Annotated in this window: 17 protein-coding genes; 4 read left to right on the top strand and 13 right to left on the bottom strand. The window is 61.6% G+C overall.

Annotation, left to right across the window (positions count from 1 at the left end):
• Positions 1 to 220 precede the first annotated feature (220 nt).
• Positions 221 to 2,446: a DNA internalization-related competence protein ComEC/Rec2 gene (locus CDO35_RS20350; RefSeq protein WP_243699114.1), complete on the bottom strand. Its 2,226-nt coding sequence runs from the start codon at positions 2,444 to 2,446 to the stop codon at positions 221 to 223.
• Positions 2,447 to 2,574: 128 nt separating this feature from the next.
• Here CDO35_RS20350 and CDO35_RS20355 point away from each other — a divergent pair, with 128 nt between their 5' ends.
• Positions 2,575 to 3,102: a DUF2062 domain-containing protein gene (locus tag CDO35_RS20355; RefSeq protein WP_099526427.1), complete on the top strand. Its 528-nt coding sequence runs from the start codon at positions 2,575 to 2,577 to the stop codon at positions 3,100 to 3,102.
• A gap of 37 nt (positions 3,103 to 3,139) precedes the next feature.
• Here CDO35_RS20355 and CDO35_RS20360 read toward each other — a convergent pair whose 3' ends face one another.
• Genes CDO35_RS20360 through CDO35_RS20370 form a run of 3 tightly spaced genes read right to left on the bottom strand, consistent with a single transcriptional unit; the run spans position 3,140 to position 6,337 of the window.
• Positions 3,140 to 4,384, bottom strand: a complete 1,245-nt coding sequence (locus CDO35_RS20360; RefSeq protein ID WP_099526428.1) for a lipoprotein-releasing ABC transporter permease subunit — start codon at positions 4,382 to 4,384, stop codon at positions 3,140 to 3,142.
• A complete protein-coding gene (gene lolD / locus CDO35_RS20365; protein WP_425048549.1) occupies positions 4,384 to 5,070 on the bottom strand; it encodes a lipoprotein-releasing ABC transporter ATP-binding protein LolD in 687 nt (228 codons plus the stop codon). Before lolD ends, CDO35_RS20360 begins: the two co-directional genes overlap by 1 nt.
• A gap of 19 nt (positions 5,071 to 5,089) precedes the next feature.
• Positions 5,090 to 6,337 carry a lipoprotein-releasing ABC transporter permease subunit gene (locus CDO35_RS20370; protein WP_099526430.1) on the bottom strand — a complete coding sequence of 416 codons (1,248 nt, stop codon included), beginning with the start codon at positions 6,335 to 6,337 and terminating at the stop codon, positions 5,090 to 5,092.
• A gap of 278 nt (positions 6,338 to 6,615) precedes the next feature.
• On the opposite strand from CDO35_RS20370, the gene CDO35_RS20375 reads away from it, so the two are divergent.
• Genes CDO35_RS20375 through CDO35_RS20385 form a run of 3 tightly spaced genes read left to right on the top strand, consistent with a single transcriptional unit; the run spans position 6,616 to position 8,226 of the window.
• Positions 6,616 to 7,182 carry a PilZ domain-containing protein gene (locus CDO35_RS20375; protein ID WP_003461983.1) on the top strand — a complete coding sequence of 189 codons (567 nt, stop codon included), beginning with the start codon at positions 6,616 to 6,618 and terminating at the stop codon, positions 7,180 to 7,182.
• A 19-nt stretch (positions 7,183 to 7,201) separates the two neighbouring features.
• Positions 7,202 to 7,510 (top strand): phosphodiesterase, encoded by a 309-nt coding sequence (locus tag CDO35_RS20380; protein WP_099526431.1) that lies wholly within the window; start codon positions 7,202 to 7,204, stop codon positions 7,508 to 7,510.
• Entirely contained in the window at positions 7,507 to 8,226 is a 720-nt protein-coding gene (locus tag CDO35_RS20385; RefSeq protein WP_099526432.1) for a glycerophosphodiester phosphodiesterase, read from the top strand. The genes CDO35_RS20380 and CDO35_RS20385 overlap by 4 nt, the downstream gene beginning before the upstream one ends.
• A 258-nt stretch (positions 8,227 to 8,484) precedes the next feature.
• Here CDO35_RS20385 and sthA read toward each other — a convergent pair whose 3' ends face one another.
• The 9 genes from sthA to CDO35_RS20430 form a co-directional block, all read right to left on the bottom strand.
• Positions 8,485 to 9,879: a Si-specific NAD(P)(+) transhydrogenase gene (sthA, locus tag CDO35_RS20390; RefSeq protein ID WP_099526433.1), complete on the bottom strand. Its 1,395-nt coding sequence runs from the start codon at positions 9,877 to 9,879 to the stop codon at positions 8,485 to 8,487.
• 97 nt (positions 9,880 to 9,976) lie between these two features.
• Entirely contained in the window at positions 9,977 to 10,207 is a 231-nt protein-coding gene (gene nqrM, locus CDO35_RS20395) for a (Na+)-NQR maturation NqrM (protein WP_099526434.1), read from the bottom strand.
• Entirely contained in the window at positions 10,204 to 11,127 is a 924-nt protein-coding gene (locus CDO35_RS20400) for an FAD:protein FMN transferase (protein WP_099526435.1), read from the bottom strand. Before CDO35_RS20400 ends, nqrM begins: the two co-directional genes overlap by 4 nt.
• 104 nt (positions 11,128 to 11,231) lie before the next feature.
• Positions 11,232 to 12,455: an NADH:ubiquinone reductase (Na(+)-transporting) subunit F gene (gene nqrF, locus CDO35_RS20405; RefSeq protein WP_099526436.1), complete on the bottom strand. Its 1,224-nt coding sequence runs from the start codon at positions 12,453 to 12,455 to the stop codon at positions 11,232 to 11,234.
• Positions 12,456 to 12,470: 15 nt separating this feature from the next.
• The gene (gene nqrE / locus CDO35_RS20410) at positions 12,471 to 13,079 is read right to left on the bottom strand and encodes an NADH:ubiquinone reductase (Na(+)-transporting) subunit E (protein ID WP_017677633.1); all 609 of its coding nucleotides are present in this window, start codon (positions 13,077 to 13,079) and stop codon (positions 12,471 to 12,473) included.
• Positions 13,079 to 13,753: an NADH:ubiquinone reductase (Na(+)-transporting) subunit D gene (locus CDO35_RS20415; protein WP_208019980.1), complete on the bottom strand. Its 675-nt coding sequence runs from the start codon at positions 13,751 to 13,753 to the stop codon at positions 13,079 to 13,081. The genes nqrE and CDO35_RS20415 overlap by 1 nt, the downstream gene beginning before the upstream one ends.
• Positions 13,750 to 14,538, bottom strand: a complete 789-nt coding sequence (locus CDO35_RS20420; protein ID WP_099526438.1) for a Na(+)-translocating NADH-quinone reductase subunit C — start codon at positions 14,536 to 14,538, stop codon at positions 13,750 to 13,752. The genes CDO35_RS20415 and CDO35_RS20420 overlap by 4 nt, the downstream gene beginning before the upstream one ends.
• Positions 14,531 to 15,742 (bottom strand): NADH:ubiquinone reductase (Na(+)-transporting) subunit B, encoded by a 1,212-nt coding sequence (locus CDO35_RS20425; RefSeq protein ID WP_037000345.1) that lies wholly within the window; start codon positions 15,740 to 15,742, stop codon positions 14,531 to 14,533. The genes CDO35_RS20420 and CDO35_RS20425 overlap by 8 nt, the downstream gene beginning before the upstream one ends.
• Before the next feature lie 3 nt (positions 15,743 to 15,745).
• The gene (locus tag CDO35_RS20430; RefSeq protein WP_099526439.1) at positions 15,746 to 17,083 is read right to left on the bottom strand and encodes a Na(+)-translocating NADH-quinone reductase subunit A; all 1,338 of its coding nucleotides are present in this window, start codon (positions 17,081 to 17,083) and stop codon (positions 15,746 to 15,748) included.
• Positions 17,084 to 17,135: the final 52 nt, after the last annotated feature.

A 17,135-nucleotide genomic window follows, 5' to 3' on the forward strand; every position in this document is an offset into this window, starting at 1 on the left:
GTGTGGTTTGGTCATTCCAAACGAGCGACGAGCAACGACGCACTGCGGCAAAACAGGCCCGTCCCTACGGGTTGCGCGACAAATGGCGCCATGCGTCGTTGCAGGACTAGGCAAGGGGACACCATTACCTGCGTCCTGCGCCTAGCCTGGCGCCATTTGGCGCAGCAACGCGACTTGTGACGAAACACCCACAGACCCTTCGTGCCGACCGCCGCCGTTCTCATTTTTCCCGCCAGAAACGTGGCTCGTTTCGCAACCCGCGAGGCGCGACCTGTTCGCCCAGACGTAAATGCAGAGCACCGCGCAACGCCGTGTCATGCACCTCGACGCCTGCCGCCTGATAGCGCGCCAGCACCTGCGGGTGAGGATGCCCAAAAGCATTGTGGCGGCTGCGCGTGATCAGCACATGCTGCGCACCGACCGCATCGATAAAAGCCTGACTGGATGACGTGCGACTACCGTGATGGGGTGCCAGCAGCCAACGCGAGGCCAGGGGAAAGTCGGCCTGCATCAGCGCGCGTTCGGCGCGGACATCGATATCACCAGTCAGCAACAGGCGCTCACCCGCCGCCTCGATCTGCAATACGCAAGAACGCTGATTGCCGGATACGGCCTTATCCCACTGCCACAACCTGAACGTCACGTCGTTCCATTGCCAGCGCTGTCCCGATTCGCAATCCTCAGCGCCGAGCGTTCTGGCCAACCGCTGCGGCTCGCCACTGATGACCCGGCTCACCGGCATACCGGCTTTGATCGCGGCAGCCCCGCCGGCATGATCATTGTCGGCATGGCTGAGCAGCATCAGGTCGAGCCGCCTGAGGTTCATTGCCCGCAAGGAAGGCAGGACGATACGCTCCCCTGTATCGAAATCGCCGAAGCGCGGGCCTGCGTCGTACAGCAAGCTGTGTTCCCGGGTCCGCACCAGCACCGCCAGCCCCTGCCCTACGTCCAGCACCCAGACATCGGCGCGGCCATCGTCCAGTTGTTTCGGCGGCAACAGCAATGCAGGCAATAACAGCGCAAGGCCGGGTAGGCGCATCGTTACTCCGGCCGGCAGCAGGAGCAACAAGGCACCTGTCGCCGCCAGTAACCAGGCCCACAGCGGCAGGTTGCTAGGCAACCAGGCAGGTAGCCAAGCAGCGATCACGCTCAGCAACTCGAACAACAGATACAGAGCACCACCGGCCAGCCACAACAGGCCCTCTCCAACCACAGGAACGGGCAACAGAAGAGTACCCAGCAAGGCCAGGGGTACGACTACCAGCCCGACCCAGGGCACGGCGATCAGGTTGGCCAGCGGCCCGCTGCTGCTGACGGGCAGACCGAGAATCAGCATCATCGGCAGCAGGCCGATGGCCATGGTCCACTGCGCGCGTGTCAGCCCGCGCCACCAACCCCAGACGCCTAGCCGACCGCCAAATACCAGAGCCAGAATCGCCACCGCCGAAAACGACAACCAGAATCCCGGCTGCAACGATGCCAGCGGCTCTAGCAGCAGAACCACGATCAAGGCCAGCAACAATGGCCACCAGGCGCCCAGATGACGAAAGCGCATGCGCCAGAGCAGCACCAGCGCAACCATCACGCAGGCCCTGCGCACCGGCACCTCAAAACCAGCCAACATCCCGTAGACCAGAGCTCCGCTCAAGGCCAACGCACAGGCGCAGGGCAACCAGGGCCAGCGCCTTGGCCAGGCACCGACTCTCGCCAGCAACGCCACCAGTCCGTAAAGAAAGCCGGCTAGCAGGGCAATATGCTGGCCGGAGATGACCATCAGGTGCACCGTGCCCGTGTGCTGCAGCAGGCGCCAGTCGCTCGTACTCAGGCCGGAGCCATCACCGAGGACCAGAGCAGCGATGGCACCTTCGCGCCCAAAGGCCGGCGCAGCCAGCAGATGCTGGCGAAGGCTGTCGCGCCAGCTACCAAAGCCCGTCGCTGCGGATAACCGCTGGCCAGACTTGATCGTGCCCGTAGCGCCAATGCGCTGGGCCAGCAGCCAGGCTTCATAGTCGAAACTCTGCGGATTGACCAGGCCATGCGGTCGTTTCAGGTTGACCGCCAGACGCCAGCGCTCGCCGCCTTGCACCGGCGGCCCACCATACCAGGCCAGGCGCATTCTTTTCGGCAGCTCGGCGCGCCGCGAGTGCGCCTCTTCGAACTGGAAGCGCACCACACCATCGGCCACTTCAGGCAGGCCGACCACCCGCCCCTCCAGCCACAGGGTACGGCCATCGAGCGGTGGAGCAAGGCGGTCATCCAGTGCCGATTGCGCCGAGCTGCAGGCCCAGGCCAACCCCAGCAAAAAGAACCCAAGCGGATAGAGGCGCGAGAACAGCAAAGCCAGAGCGGCGCAGACCGCCACCAGCAACGACCAACTCGGCGGCAGGCTTGGCAGAAAGCGCAGCGTCAATAGCCCCAAGGCCAGTGCCAACATCCCTGTTCGCATCCCCTTCCTCCCTGCTCATCGAGCTGCAGCGAACGCGTCCGGCGCTCACCTTCGGTCACAATATGGAAACGCTGGCCAGACCGAATCCGTGCATAATATCGGCGCTTTTGCCTGCCCAGAGACTCTTCATGCCGCGTCGTTTATTCAAGCGCTACATGCCCAACCCCGACAGCATCAAGGGTAACAAGTCCCTGCGCTTTCTCGGCAGACTCATTCATGACCCCAATCTCTGGCATCTCAACCGTCACTCGGTAGCGCGCGGAATGGCCATCGGCCTGTTCTGGGCGATGATCCCCATGCCAATGCAGATGCTGGCCGCCGCCGCAGTGGCCATCCCGTTGCGCGCCAACCTGCCGATTTCCATCGGCCTGGTGTGGCTGACCAATCCCATCACCATGCCACCGGTTTTCTACTGCACTTACAAACTGGGCGCGTGGATCATGCAGACACCGCCCGTGCGCATGCCGCAGACCCTGAGCCTGGAATGGATCACGGCCGAGGTAGCGGTGCTGTGGAAGCCGCTGTACCTGGGCTCCTTCGTCGCGGGGATCATCCTCGCGATACTGGGCTACGTGCTGACCATGCTCTACTGGCGCTGGTGGGTACAGCGTAGCTGGCGCAAGCGTCAGGAAAAGCGCCGACTGGAGCGCCGCTGAAAAGAAAAAGCCGTCTTAGTTGACGGCTTTTTCGTTCTTACTCGTAGCGCAGCGCTTCGGCCGGCTGCACCTGCGCCGCCCGCCATGAGGGGTAGAGCGTGGCGAGGAAGCTCAGGATCAGCGCCGCCGAACAGATCAGCGCCACATCCAGCCACTGCAGATCCGATGGCAGGCTGCTGATGAAGTACACATCGGAGCTCATCACCTGCTGCCCGGCGAACGATTCCAGCCAAGCCACCAGGGCGCTGACATTGAGCGCCGCCAGCACACCCAACACCGTACCAATCAGCGTACCGACCAGGCCGATCACCGAGCCTTGAACCATGAAAATCGCCATGATCTGCCGCGGTGTGGCACCCAGAGTACGCAGGATGGCGATGTCGCCGCTCTTATCGGCAACCACCATGATCAGCGTGGCGATGATGTTGAACGCTGCCACCGCGACGATCAGCAAGAGCAGCAGACCGATCATGGTCTTCTCCATCTTCATCGCGCTGAACAGGCTGCCCTGGGTATGAGTCCAGTCATCGGCACGGTAGTCGGCGCCCAACTGCGCCAGCAGCGCCTTGGATACCTGCGGCGCCTGGTAGAGGTCTTTCAGCGCCAGGCGAATGCCCGGCACCGTGCCTTCCGGCAGTCGCTGCATGGCAGCGGCGTCGACGACGTTGATCAGCGCCAGCGAGCTGTCCAGCTCGGCACCGACCTTGAACACCGCAGCCACGTTCAAACGCTGCATGCGCGGCGTGACGCCGCCAGGCGCGCTGCTCAGTTCAGGGATGATCAAGGTCAGCTTGTCGCCCACCTGCAAGCCGAAACGCCGCGCGGTGATGTCGCCGATCACCACGCCGAATTCGCCGGGTTGCAAATTGTTCAGGCTGCCCTGGCGGATGTGCTCGGGCAGGATCGATACCTTGCCCTCTTCTGCCGGATCGATGCCGTGAATCTGGATCGGCTGCATCAGCCCGCGATGCGAGAGCATGCCCTCCAGCTCGGCATAAGGCGCTGCCGCCTGCACCTGTGGATTGGCCATGGCCTTGTCCGCCAGGGCGCGCCAGTCGGCGACCGGCTCGGTTCCGTAGAGCATGGCGTGCGGCACCATGCCGAGAATGCGCGAGCTCATTTCCTTCTGGAAGCCGTTCATTACCGACAGCACCACGATCATCGCCAGCACGCCGAGCGCCAGGCCGATCATCGAAGTCAGCGAAATGAAGGAGATGAAATGGTTGCGGCGCTTGGCCCGTGTGTAGCGAGCGCCGATGAAGATACTCAGCGGACGAAACATCAGAGGGTCACCAGCTTGCCGTCCTGCAGGCTGAGCACGCGATCCATCTGGCGGGCCAGCTGCATGTCGTGGGTCACCACCAGAAACGCGGTGTTGGAATCGCGGCTAAGCTCGCGCATCAGCTCCTGAATTCCTTCGGCGGTATGCTGATCGAGGTTGCCGGTCGGCTCATCGAGCAACACCAGCCCTGGGCGGTTGACCAGGGCGCGGGCAATCGCCACACGCTGACGTTCGCCGCCGGACAGCTCTGACGGCTTGTGATTCAGGCGATGCCCTAGGCCTACCCGCTCCAGCAAGGCTGTCGCGCGCTGACGCGCCTCGGCGATCGCAGTCTTGCCGATCAGCAGCGGCATGCAGACGTTCTCCAGCGCGGTGAACTCGGCCAGCAAGTGGTGGAACTGATAGACGAAGCCCAGCGCACGGTTGCGCAGCAGGCCACGTGCGGTCTCGCTCAATGCCGACAGTTGTTCGCCAGCCAGCCAGACGCTGCCTTCGCTGGGCGTATCCAGGCCGCCAAGCATGTTCAACAAGGTGCTCTTGCCGGAGCCGGAGCTGCCGACGATGGCCACGCGCTCGCCCGGGAAGAGTTCCAGTTCGAGCCCATCGAGCACCACCACCGACTCGGGGCCTTCGTCGTAACGCTTGCTCAGGTTGCGGCAGCTGAGCACGGCATTGTGCTGTTTCATGGCGTTCTGATTCATGGACTCACTCATAGCGCAGGGCCTCGGCCGGCTGGGTACGCGCAGCGCGCCAGGCTGGATACAGGGTGGCGAAGAAGCTCAGCAGCAACGCCGCGGTGCAGACCATCACCACGTCGGCGCTCTGCAGTTGCGAAGGCAGGTAATCAATGAAATAGACATCGGCGTTGAGAAACTTGATGCCCAGCAGGCGCTCGATGCCGGCGATCAGGCTGCTGATGTTCAGCGCCGCAACAATGCCAAGCAGCGCACCGATGACAGTGCCGACCACGCCGATCACGGTGCCCTGGACCATGAAGATGGCCATGATCTGCCGCGGCGTGGCGCCGAGGGTACGCAGGATGGCGATGTCGCCCTTCTTGTCGGTCACCACCATCACCAACGTGGAGATGATGTTGAATGCCGCCACCGCGACGATCAGCAGCAGGAGCAGACCGATCATGGTCTTTTCCATGCGAATGGCCTGGTACAGGTTGCCGTGGGTACGGGTCCAGTCGCGAGCATAGAAATCGCCGTCGAGGGTCTGGGCGATCTCCCAGGCACTGCGCGGCGCCTGGAACAGGTCATCGAACTTCAGCCGCAGGCCCTGCACCTGATCCGGCTTCCAGCGCTGCAGGCGCGCCAGGTCGCTGATGTTGGCCAGGGCCAGGGCACCGTCGATCTCACCGGCGCCGACATGGAAAATACCGGTGACGGTGAAGCGCTTCAGGCGCGGGAACATACCCGCCGGGGTCACGGTGACCTCAGGCGCGACGAAGGTGACCTTGTCACCGAGCTTGAGACCCAGCTTGGCCGCTGCCTTGTCGCCAATGACCATGGCGAAATCGCCCGGCTGCAGACTGTCGAGACTGCCCTGCTGGAAGAAGCCGTCGATGATCGAGACCTTGCGCTCCAGCTCGGGATCGATGGCATTGATCAGCACCTTCTGCACCTTGCCGTCGTTCGTCAGCAAGCCCTGCATCTGGGTGAAGGGGGCCAGCGCCTCGACGCGCGGATGGCGCTCCACCTGGCGCGCCAGGGTCTGCCAGTCACTGACCGGGGTCGGCGACTCGACCGTGGCGTGAGGGATCATCCCCAAGACGCGCGTGCGCATCTCGTGGTCGAAACCGTTCATGACCGACAGCACCAGGATCATCACCATCACCCCCAGGGTGAGGCCGAGCATGGACGTCAGGGAAATGAAGGAAACGAAATGGTTGCGGCGCTTGGCTCGCGTGTAGCGCGTACCGATGAATACGAACAGAGGTCTGAACATGTCGGAGAGATTCGGGGGAAAGAAAAACGTCCATGTGGCGGGGCCAGATCAGCGGCCTTACACTCAGAAGCAACTCGAAGTCGGCTGCGTAACGGGCCTGCTGCGTTAAAAACACTTGGAAAGCCGCTTACGACTAGTGCGCTTCAGTGTGGCCCCGAAGGAACGAGCGAAGCGAGCAATGCTCGTTTACCATTCGTAACCGACGCTTGCCTGGCACGCATCCAGTTCGCGAGACTTTCAACAGGGTCTTCGACCACCACCGCTTTCATGGGTTCGCCATGTCGACTAACGATGTAGATGATCGCCGCGAATACTATCGTATCGACGATACGATCGCACTGGAATTCAGCTTGCTGTCGGGGGCCGAAGCCCATGCCAGCGACGCGCTTCACGATCCATCGCCGCTGTTCAACCTGCTCAGCGACCTGCACCTGATGGACTTCGAATCCCAGCATCTGCTGCGTCATATCACTGAACGCGATCGCACCCTGGCCAACTACCTGAAGGTGATCAACAAGCGCATCGACCTGCTCGGCCAGGCGGTGGCGCAAAGCCTGCTACGCGACATCGGCGCACCACGCCAGGTATCGCTGTCCGAAGGTGGTATCAGCTTCAATAACGCCCAGCCCGTGGCGCCGGGTAGCCATCTGGCGATCAAGATGGTGCTGATGCCACAAGCGCTCGGCCTCCTGCTGCGTGGTCAGGTGGTGCACTGCAGCCAACGCGCGGACGGCCAATTCGAGATCGGCACCGAGTTCGAAGCGTTGACCGACGCACAGCGCCAGTTACTGGCTCGGCATATCCTGCAGAAGCAGGCTCTGGAACGTCGCCAAGCCCGCGAATGACACTCGCCAAGGAACCGCCATGTATCGTCTCGCACTGCTTCTCACCCTACTCGCCCCTACTGCTCTGTTGGCCGACACCCTGACCATTCCCGTGGGCGACCAGGGCGCCGACCTCGACGCCAGCAACCTGCCGCACAAAGGCCAGTCCAAGCGTGCAGTGTTGGAGCGCTTCGGCCTGGCCGATGAAGAGCACAAGCCTGTCGGCCAGCCGCCGATCACGCGCTGGGATTACCGCGAATTCAGCGTCTATTTCGAATACGATCACGTGATCAACAGCGTGCGCCATCACCAGCCGCGCCACCTCGACACCGTCAAGGAGAAACAGTGACTCTCATCTATGGCCATCGCGGCGCAAAGGGCGAAGCCCCGGAAAATACCCTGACCAGCTTCCAGCGCTGCCTGGAGCATGGCGTCAATCGTTGCGAGTTGGACCTGCACCTGTCACGCGACGGTGAGCTGATGGTGATCCACGACCCAACCTTGAAGCGCACCACGGGCCTGCGCGGCAAGGTGGTCGAGCACGATGCTGCCGAGCTGAGCCGATACGACGCGCGCAAGGGCGGCCCGGGCTGGGTGCGGCCCTGCCCGATTCCACGCCTGCAAGACTTGTTCGAGCAGTGCACGTTCGAGCATTGGCAGTTGGAGGTGAAAAGCGCCTCCAAGGTTCGCGCTGCACGCACCGTGCTGGCCATCTCGGAACTGGTCGAGCGCTTAGGCCTGCGCGAGCAGATCACCATCACCTCCAGCTCACGCGAGGTACTCAAGGCCGCACGCGAGCTGACTCCGCAGCTGCAGTTGGGTCTGGTTGCCGAGTACGCCTGGCTCGACCCTCTGAAAGTCGCGGCGCATTACGGCTGCCATCTGCTGGCGCTGAACTGGACGCTGTGCACCCCGGAGCGCCTGCTCAAGGCGCAAAAGCAAGGCCTGCACGTGTCAGTCTGGACGGTCAACGAGCCGGCGCTGATGCGTCGCCTGGCTGATTTCGGTGTCGACAGCATCATCACCGACTTCCCTGGCCTGGCGGCACAGACACTGCGCGGTTGAGCCCTGCAGGTTGCGTCGTGCGCACCAACTCCTCCCGCGGTGCGCACGACCTGGGCGGCCCCGCGACACCCTACGAGACGTTGTAGCCGCCAAACACTCGCTCTACATCCCCCCAACAACGACAAAACCGGCACTAGGCCGGTTTTGTCGTTTGCTGCCGCCTGAGACGCTAGAAGCTCTCCCGATTCGGCCAGCGCCACTCGGAAGCCACTACCCAGCCTGTCTCCCCGACCGGCTCAGGCCGCCGGCCGGAGCCGCTCAAAAAAGCCGGTTGAGACCGTCGAACGCGGCAACCCGATAGGCCTCGGCCATGGTCGGGTAGTTGAAGGTGGTGTTGATGAAGTACTTGATGCTGTTGGCTTCACCCTTCTGGTTCATGATCGCCTGGCCGATGTGGACGATCTCCGAGGCCTGATAGCCGAAGCAGTGCACGCCCAACACTTCCAGGGTTTCACGATGGAAGAGGATCTTCAGCATGCCCACCGGCTCGACCGAGATCTGCGCACGGGCCATGCCTTTGAAGAAGGCCTTGCCCACTTCGTAAGGCACCTTGGCCTGAGTCAGTTCACGCTCGGTCTTACCGATCGAGCTGATCTCCGGAATGGTGTAGATGCCGGTTGGCACGTCATCGACGAAACGCCAGCTGCCGTTGTCGACGATGCTGCCGGCAGCGGAACGGCCCTGGTCGGCAGCGGCGCTGGCCAGGCTCGGCCAGCCGATCACGTCACCGGCGGCGTAGATGTTGCTGACCTCGGTGCGGTAATGCTCGTCGACCTGGATCTGGCCACGACTGTTGACCGCGATGCCGATGTTCTCCAGGCCCAGCTGATCGGTATTACCGGTACGACCGTTACACCAGAGCAGCGCGTCGGCCTTGATCTTCTTGCCCGACTTCAGGTGCAGGATCACGCCGTTTTCCAACCCCTCGATGCGCTCGTACTCTTCGTTGTGACGAATCAGCACGTTGTTGTTGCGCAGGTGATAGCTCAAGGCATCGGAGATTTCCGAGTCAAGGAAGCTGAGCAGTTGATCGCGGTTGTCGATCAGGTCGACCAGCACGCCCAGGCCGCTGAAGATCGAGGCGTACTCACAGCCGATCACCCCGGCTCCGTAGATGATCAGGCGGCGCGGCGTGTGGCCGAGGCTGAGAATGGTGTCGCTATCGTAGATACGCGGGTGACGAAAATCGACATCGGCCGGGCGATAGGGGCGCGAGCCGGTGGCGATGACGATCTGCTTGGCCACCAGCTTTTCCACTACGCCATTGAGGCAGACCACTTCGATCGTCTGCTCGTCGGCAAAGCTGGCTGTGCCGAAATAGGTGTCGATACGGTTGCGCGCGTAGTAGCCCGTGCGCGAAGTGACTTGCTTGGCGATCACCTTCTCGGCGCTTTTCAGCACATCGGGGAAGGAGAACCAGCGCGGCTCGCCAATCTGGCGAAACATCGGGTTGGTGTTGAACTGCATGATCTGCCGCACCGAGTGGCGCAGCGCCTTGGAGGGTATGGTGCCGAGGTGGGTACAGTTGCCACCGACCAGCGGACGGTTGTCCACCACGGCCACCTTGCGCCCGGCCTTGGCCGCGTTCATCGCTGCGCCCTCGCCCGCCGGGCCGGAGCCCAGCACCACCACATCGTAGTTGTAGACCGCCATGTTTACTCCTTCAGATCAGGCCGGAGCGCTTGTGGCGCACCCTCGGCAGGGCCGGCAGTGGATTACAGCTGCCGGCTATCAAAGCATACCGCCTGGCTTAGCGCTTGCTCGCGTCGTAAGCCAGGTCAGTGTTCGGCGCTTCGCCGTTGTCGCGATTGACCTCTTCGCACTTCTCACGACTTCCACCACAGATCGAGCACTCTTTCTCGATACCGAGGTTGGCGATGCCACCGCAGGAACCGGCGATGGGTTTGCGCCCCATGATCACGCCGACGGCCATCATGCCGACGATCAGAACCATGGCCAGAAATACAACCAGAAAAGTCATTGCTCATCTCCTGCAGCGAATAGCTGCTCGAATGCGGCCGTGCCCTGTGTGACGAAGCCCTCGCCCTCACGCGTCACGAAAAACGCCGCGATAGCGTTGCGCTCGGCGAATGCCATACCGGCATCCGGTCCAAGCACCATCAATAGGGTAGACAAGCCATCGGCGCGCAAGGTCGATGGATCTGCCACCGTGACAGCTGCCAGTTTGTGATTGACCGGTTTGCCGGTCAGCGGATCGAGCGTATGCGAGTAGCGCTGGCCGTTCTCTTCGAAGTAATTGCGATAGTCCCCCGAGGTGGAGATACCGTAACCATCGAGCTGCAAGATGCGCTGAGCGACACGCTGATCATCACGCGGCGCCTCCAGGCCGATACGCCAGTGGCTGCCATCGGGCTTGAAGCCAGCCGCCTTGAGCTCGCCGGTGGCCTCGACCAGGTAACTGGTAACGCCCAGCTCGCCCAGACGCGCGACGATCTGATCGACAGCGTAACCGGCAGCGATGCTGTTGAAGTCGACTTCCACGTCGACGTCCTTGCACAGCTGCTCGCCTTCGATGCTCAGGTGCTGCTGGCCAACCCGCTTACGCACTTCGGCCAGACGTTCGGCATCCGGTACGGTTTCGCCCTGCCCTTTGGGCCCGAAGCCCCAGAGGTCGAGCAACGGCTCCAGCGTCAGGTCGAAGTAGCCCTGGCTTTCCTCGTGCAAGCGATTGCCGGCACGCACGAGATCCAGCACGCCCTTGGGCATGGCCTGGCAGGTACCGGCCGGCGCCTGGTTGAACTGCTCGATCAGCGAATCATCGCGATAGGTGGACATCTGCAGATCGATCTCGGCGAGGATCGCCTCGGTCGCGGCCTTGAGTTCGGCTTGCGGCGCGACACCTTCACTGCGGACGTATTTGATCGAATAGGTGCTGCCCATGGTCGGGCCACCGAACTCTTCGATCCGTTCAGAATGCAAGCAGCCCGTTAGGGCTGCCGCCAGGGCGACAGCGATAACGGGCTGGAGTACAGCAGACCTCATGCTTAGCCGCCGAAGTCGTCGAGGAGGATGTTCTCCGGCTCGACACCCAGGTCGGTCAGCATCTTGATCACCGCGGCGTTCATCATGGGTGGGCCGCACATGTAGAACTCACAATCTTCCGGAGCCGGGTGGTCCTTCAGGTAGTTCTCGTACAGCACGTTGTGGATGAAGCCCTTGAGGCCGGTCCAGTTGTCTTCAGGTTGCGGATCGGACAACGCCAGATGCCACTCGAAGTTCGGGTTCTCTGCGGCGAGCTGGTCGTACTCTTCGTTGTAGAACGACTCACGCATGGAGCGCGCACCATACCAGAAGCTGATCTTGCGCGTGGATTTCAGGCGTTTGAGCTGGTCGAAGATGTGCGAACGCATCGGCGCCATGCCGGCACCACCACCGATGAAGACCATTTCGGCATCGGTGTCCTTGGCGAAGAATTCACCGAAGGGCCCGTACACGGTGATCTTGTCGCCCGGCTTGAGGCTAAACACGTAGGACGACATCTTGCCCGGCGGCAGATCGTCCTTGCCGGGGGGCGGCGAGGCGATACGGATGTTGAACTTCACCAGACCGCGCTCTTCCGGATAGTTGGCCATGGAGTAGGCACGGATCACGGTCTCGTCGACCTTGGACACGTACTTCCACTGGTTGAACTTGTCCCAGTCGCCGCGGTACTCCTCCTGGATGTCGAAGTCCTTGTAGTTCACGGTGTGCGGCGGGCATTCCAGCTGCACGTAACCACCAGCGCGGAAGTCGACGTTCTCGCCTTCCGGCAGCTTCAGCGTCAGCTCCTTGATGAAGGTCGCGACGTTGGGATTGGACTCGACGGTGCATTCCCACTTCTTCACGCCGAAGACTTCTTCTGGCACTTCGATCTTCATGTCCTGCTTGACCGCGGCCTGGCAGGACAGGCGCCAGCCTTCGCGGGCCTCACGCTTGGTGAAGTGCGACTCTTCGGTGGAGAGCATCTCGCCACCGCCGGACTCGATGATGCACTTGCACTGGGCGCAGGTACCGCCGCCACCGCAAGCGGACGACAGGAAGATGCCGTTGTCGGCCAGGGTTTGCAGCAGCTTGCCGCCAGCCGGGACCACAATGGTTTTTTCGCCGTTGATTTCGATGTTCACGTCGCCGCTGGAAACCAGCTTGGCGCGAGCAGCGAGGATGATCAGCACCAGCGCGAGAACGATGGCGGTGAACATGCCGATGGCGAGGAAGATTTCGTAATTCATCTGTTCATCCTTTCCTTACAGCTGCACGCCGGAGAAGGACATGAAGCCCAGCGACATCAGACCGATGGTGATGAAGGTGATGCCCAGACCCTGCAGACCAGCCGGTACATCGCTGTACTTGAGTTTCTCGCGGATACCGGCCAGCGCAGCAATCGCCAGCGCCCAGGACACACCCGCGCCAATACCGTAAACGGTGCTCTCGGCCAGGTTGTAGTCGCGCTCGACCATGAACAGCGAGCCACCCATGATGGCGCAGTTCACGGTGATCAGCGGCAGGAACACGCCGAGGGCGTTGTACAGCGACGGCACGTACTTATCCAGGGTCATCTCGAGGATCTGTACCAGTGCAGCGATCACCCCGATGAAGGTCAGCAGACCGAGGAACGACAGATCCACCTCAGGCAGGCCGGCCCAAGCCAGCGCACCATCCTTGAGGATATTGGTGTAGATCAGGTTGTTCACCGGCATGGTGATACCCAGCACCACGACCACGGCGATGCCGAGGCCGATGGCGGTTTCCACCTTCTTGGAGATGGCGATGAAGGTACACATGCCGAGGAAGAACGCCAGCGCCATGTTCTCGACGAACACCGCACGGACGAACAGGCTGATGTAATGTTCCATTAATAGGCCTCCTTACTGGATACCTGAGGCGCCATCTTGTAAGCATTGGCCTCGATCTGATCCTTCTTCCAGCTACGGATGGCCCAGATGAACAGACCGATCAGGAAGAATGCCGAAGGCGGCAGTAGCAGCATGCCGTTGGGCTGGTACCAGCCGCCGTCGTTGACCACCGAGAAGACCTCGTAGCCCATCAGCTTGCCCGCACCGAACAGCTCGCGAATGATGCCCAGGGCGATCAGCATGGCACTGTAGCCCAGACCGTTGCCGATACCATCGAAGAACGACAGCACCGGCGGGTTCTGCATGGCAAAGGCTTCAGCGCGGCCCATCACGATGCAGTTGGTGATGATCAGACCGACGAACACCGACAGCTGTTTGGACAGACTGAAGGCGTAGGCCTTGAGCACCTGATCGACCACGATCACCAGCGAGGCGATGATCACCATCTGCACGATCATGCGGATCGAGCTGGGGATCTGGCTGCGGATCATCGAGATGAACAGGTTGGAGAAACCGGTCACCAGGGTCAGCGCGGCAGACATCACCAGTGCGGTCTGCAGGTTCGAGGTGACCGCCAGGGCCGAACAGATCCCGAGAATCTGCAGGCCAATGGGGTTGTTGTTGAAGATCGGGTTGAGCAGGACTTCTTTAATAGTCGGCTGCGACATGATCAAGCCTCCCCTGCACGCAGGTTAGCGATAAACGGACCGAAGCCGTTCTGGCCGAGCCAGAACTTCAGCAGGTTGTCCACACCGACGCTGGTCAGCGTGGCGCCAGCCAGGCCATCGACCTGATGGGTAGCGTTCGGGCTTTGCGGATCGACACCGCCTTTGACCACCTGTACGGCCAACTTGTCGTTGTCATCGAACAGGGTCTTGCCCGGCCACTGGCCCTTCCATTTCGGGTTATCCACCTCGCCGCCAAGACCAGGGGTCTCACCGTGCTGGTAGAAGCCCATGCCCACGACAGTGTTCAGATCCCCTTTCACCGCGATAAAGCCGTGCAGGGTCGACCACAGCCCATAGCCGCGCACCGGCAGGATCAGGGTTTCGAGTTCGCCATCCTTCTCCACCATGTACACAGTGGTGTAACGCTCCTGACGCTTGATACCGGCGATGTCTTCGCTGCCCTTCAAAGCTTCGGAGGTTTTCGGATCCTTGGAGGCCTTGAGCGGATCGAAGGTGACCGGGTCGAACGCATCGGAGAAAGTGCCGCTCTCCAGATCCACCAGCTTGGCGGTGATGGTGGTGTCGAACAGTTCCTTGACCTTGGCACCGGACATGCCGGCCTCACCCAGGCCGGCAATGGCCAGGATGCTGCGCTGCTTGTCCAGCAGGCGGTTTTCAACCTGAGTCGGCTTCAGTGCGATGGCTGCGCCGGCGACGAATACCGAGCACACCAGACACACCAGCACCGCCACCGTCAGCGTACGGACGGTGGATTCTTTTTGACTAGACATTGCGTGCCAGCCTCCGCTTGATATTGGCTTGAACGACGAAGTGGTCGATCAGCGGTGCAAACAGGTTGGCGAACAGGATCGCCAGCATCATGCCCTCTGGGAAGGCCGGGTTGACCACACGGATCAACACCACCATCACGCCGATCAGAGCACCAAAGATCCACTTGCCGGTGTTGGTCATGGAGGCCGACACCGGGTCGGTGGCCATGAAGAACATGCCGAAGGCGAAGCCGCCCACTACCAGATGCCAGTACCAGGGCATGGCGAACATCGGGTTGGTGGTGGAGCCGATCAGGTTGAGCAGCAGGCTCAGGCCGATCATGCCCAGCATCACGCCGACGACGATGCGCCAGGAGGCAATGCGAGTCAGCAACAGGACCAGACCACCGATGGCGATGGCCAGCGTGCTGGTCTCACCCATCGAGCCGTGAATGGTGCCGACGAAGGCGTCCATCCAGGTGATGCCGTTGTTGATCACGTTCTCGATGCCACCGGAAGCAGCCAGGCTCAGCGAAGTAGCGCCAGCGAAGCCGTCGACCGCAGTCCATACCGCGTCACCCGACATCTGCGCCGGATAGGCGAAGAACAGGAATGCGCGGCCAGTGAGGGCCGGGTTGAGGAAGTTCTTGCCGGTACCACCGAACACTTCCTTGCCGATCACCACACCGAAGCTGATGCCCAGGGCGACCTGCCAGAGCGGAATGCTCGGCGGCAGAATCAGGGCGAACAGCACGGAAGTGACGAAGAAGCCCTCGTTGACTTCATGCTTGCGGATCGAGGCGAACAGTACTTCCCAGAAGCCGCCGACGATGAAGGTCACCGCGTAGACAGGCAGGAAATAGGCTGCGCCCTGAATGAAGTTGTCCCACAGGCTGTTCGGATCGAAACCGGCCAGCGAGCCGATCAGAGCGAAGCGCCAGCCTTCCTGGCTCGCCAGCAGCTCGGGGCTCTGGGCGAAGATCAGGTTGGCCTGGTAGCCGGTGTTCCACATGCCGAAGAACATCGCCGGGAAGGTGCACAACCACACGGTGATCATCATGCGCTTGAGGTCGATGCCATCACGCACGTGAGCAGTGGTCTTGGTCACGCTGCCAGGACGATAGAAGAAGGTGTCGATGGCCTCGTAGAGGGCATACCACTTCTCGTACTTGCCGCCCTTTTCGAAGTTGTGCTCGATCTTGTCGAGGAATGCACGAATGCCCACGGATTAACCCTCCTTCTCGATGCGGGTGAGGTTGTCCCGCAGGATCGGGCCATATTCATACTTGCCAGCGCACACGTAGGTGCACAGCGCCAGATCTTCTTCGTCGAGCTCCAGGCAACCCAGTTTCTGAGCCATCTCGGTGTCGCCAACGATCAGGTAGCGCAGCAGTTGAGTCGGCAGGATATCCAGCGGCATCACGGCTTCGTAGTTGCCCACTGGCACCATGGCACGCGGGCTGCCGTTGGTGGTGGTGGTGAAGTTGAACAGCTTGGCGCTGGCCAGCTTGGAGACGAACACGTTCAGTACCGAGTGCTTGTTAACCCCGGCACGCAGGTAATGCATCATCTCGCGGTCATTGCCTTCCACCAGGCAGGACACCTGGTTGTGGTAACGACCGAGGAAGGCGAAGGCACCCTGAGCGGTACGACCGCCGAACACCGAGCCGGAAATCACACGATTGAAACCTGGCTTGAGCTCACCGGCGGTGAGTTCTTCCAGGTTGGCGCCCAGGCGGGTGCGCAGCAGACGCGGCTGCTCGGCAACCGGGCCGCCGAGTGCGACTACGCGCTCGACGAACAGCTGACCAGTGGTGAACAGCTTGCCCACCGCGATCACGTCCTGATAACCGATCTGCCAGACGCTCTTGCCGATGCTGACCGGGTCGAGGAAGTGGATGTGAGTCCCCGGCAGACCTGCCGGGTGCGGGCCTGCAAAGGCTTCGCTCTGTACCTTGGCCAGTTTCTCGCCAGGCAGATTGGCGCCGTCGGCCTTGCACAGGAAGATCTTGGCCAGGTTACCGAGAACCTTGAGGCCGTTTTCGAAATCAGCGGCATGTTCACCGATGATCACAGCAGGATCGGCGGCGAGCGGATGCGTGTCGACTGCGGTCACGAAGATCGAACTCGGTACGGCATCGAGCGCCGGCACCTTGCTGAACGGACGGGTACGCAGGGCGGTCCAAAGGCCAGACTGCTGCAGGTTTTCGCGAATCTGTTCGTCAGTCAGCGAATCCAGCTGGTCGGCAGCATATTGAGCGAAGGTCTCCTGCTCGTCGCCATCAATGTCGATGACCACGGATTGCAGGACACGCTTCTCACCACGATGGATGGCGCTGATCACGCCGCCAGCGGGAGCGGTGTAGCGCACGCCGGGTGTCTTCTTGTCGGTAAACAGCAATTGACCGAGCTTGACCCGGTCACCGACCTGCACTTCCATCGTCGGCTTCATCCCGTGATAGTCGAAGCCGATGACAGCGACACTGCGTACGGGCCTGGCGGCCTCGATACGCTGTGCCGGCGCACCCGTTATGGGCAAATCAAGCCCATGCTTTAGTTTGATCATAGGTTTGCCTAACCACTGATTTAGAAAGCTTTTTATAGGACAGGCGGCGCTA

Origin of the sequence: Pseudomonas sediminis, from assembly GCF_002741105.1 — a bacterium.
In the GTDB taxonomy this organism is placed as follows: Bacteria; Pseudomonadota; Gammaproteobacteria; order Pseudomonadales; family Pseudomonadaceae; genus Aquipseudomonas; species Aquipseudomonas sediminis.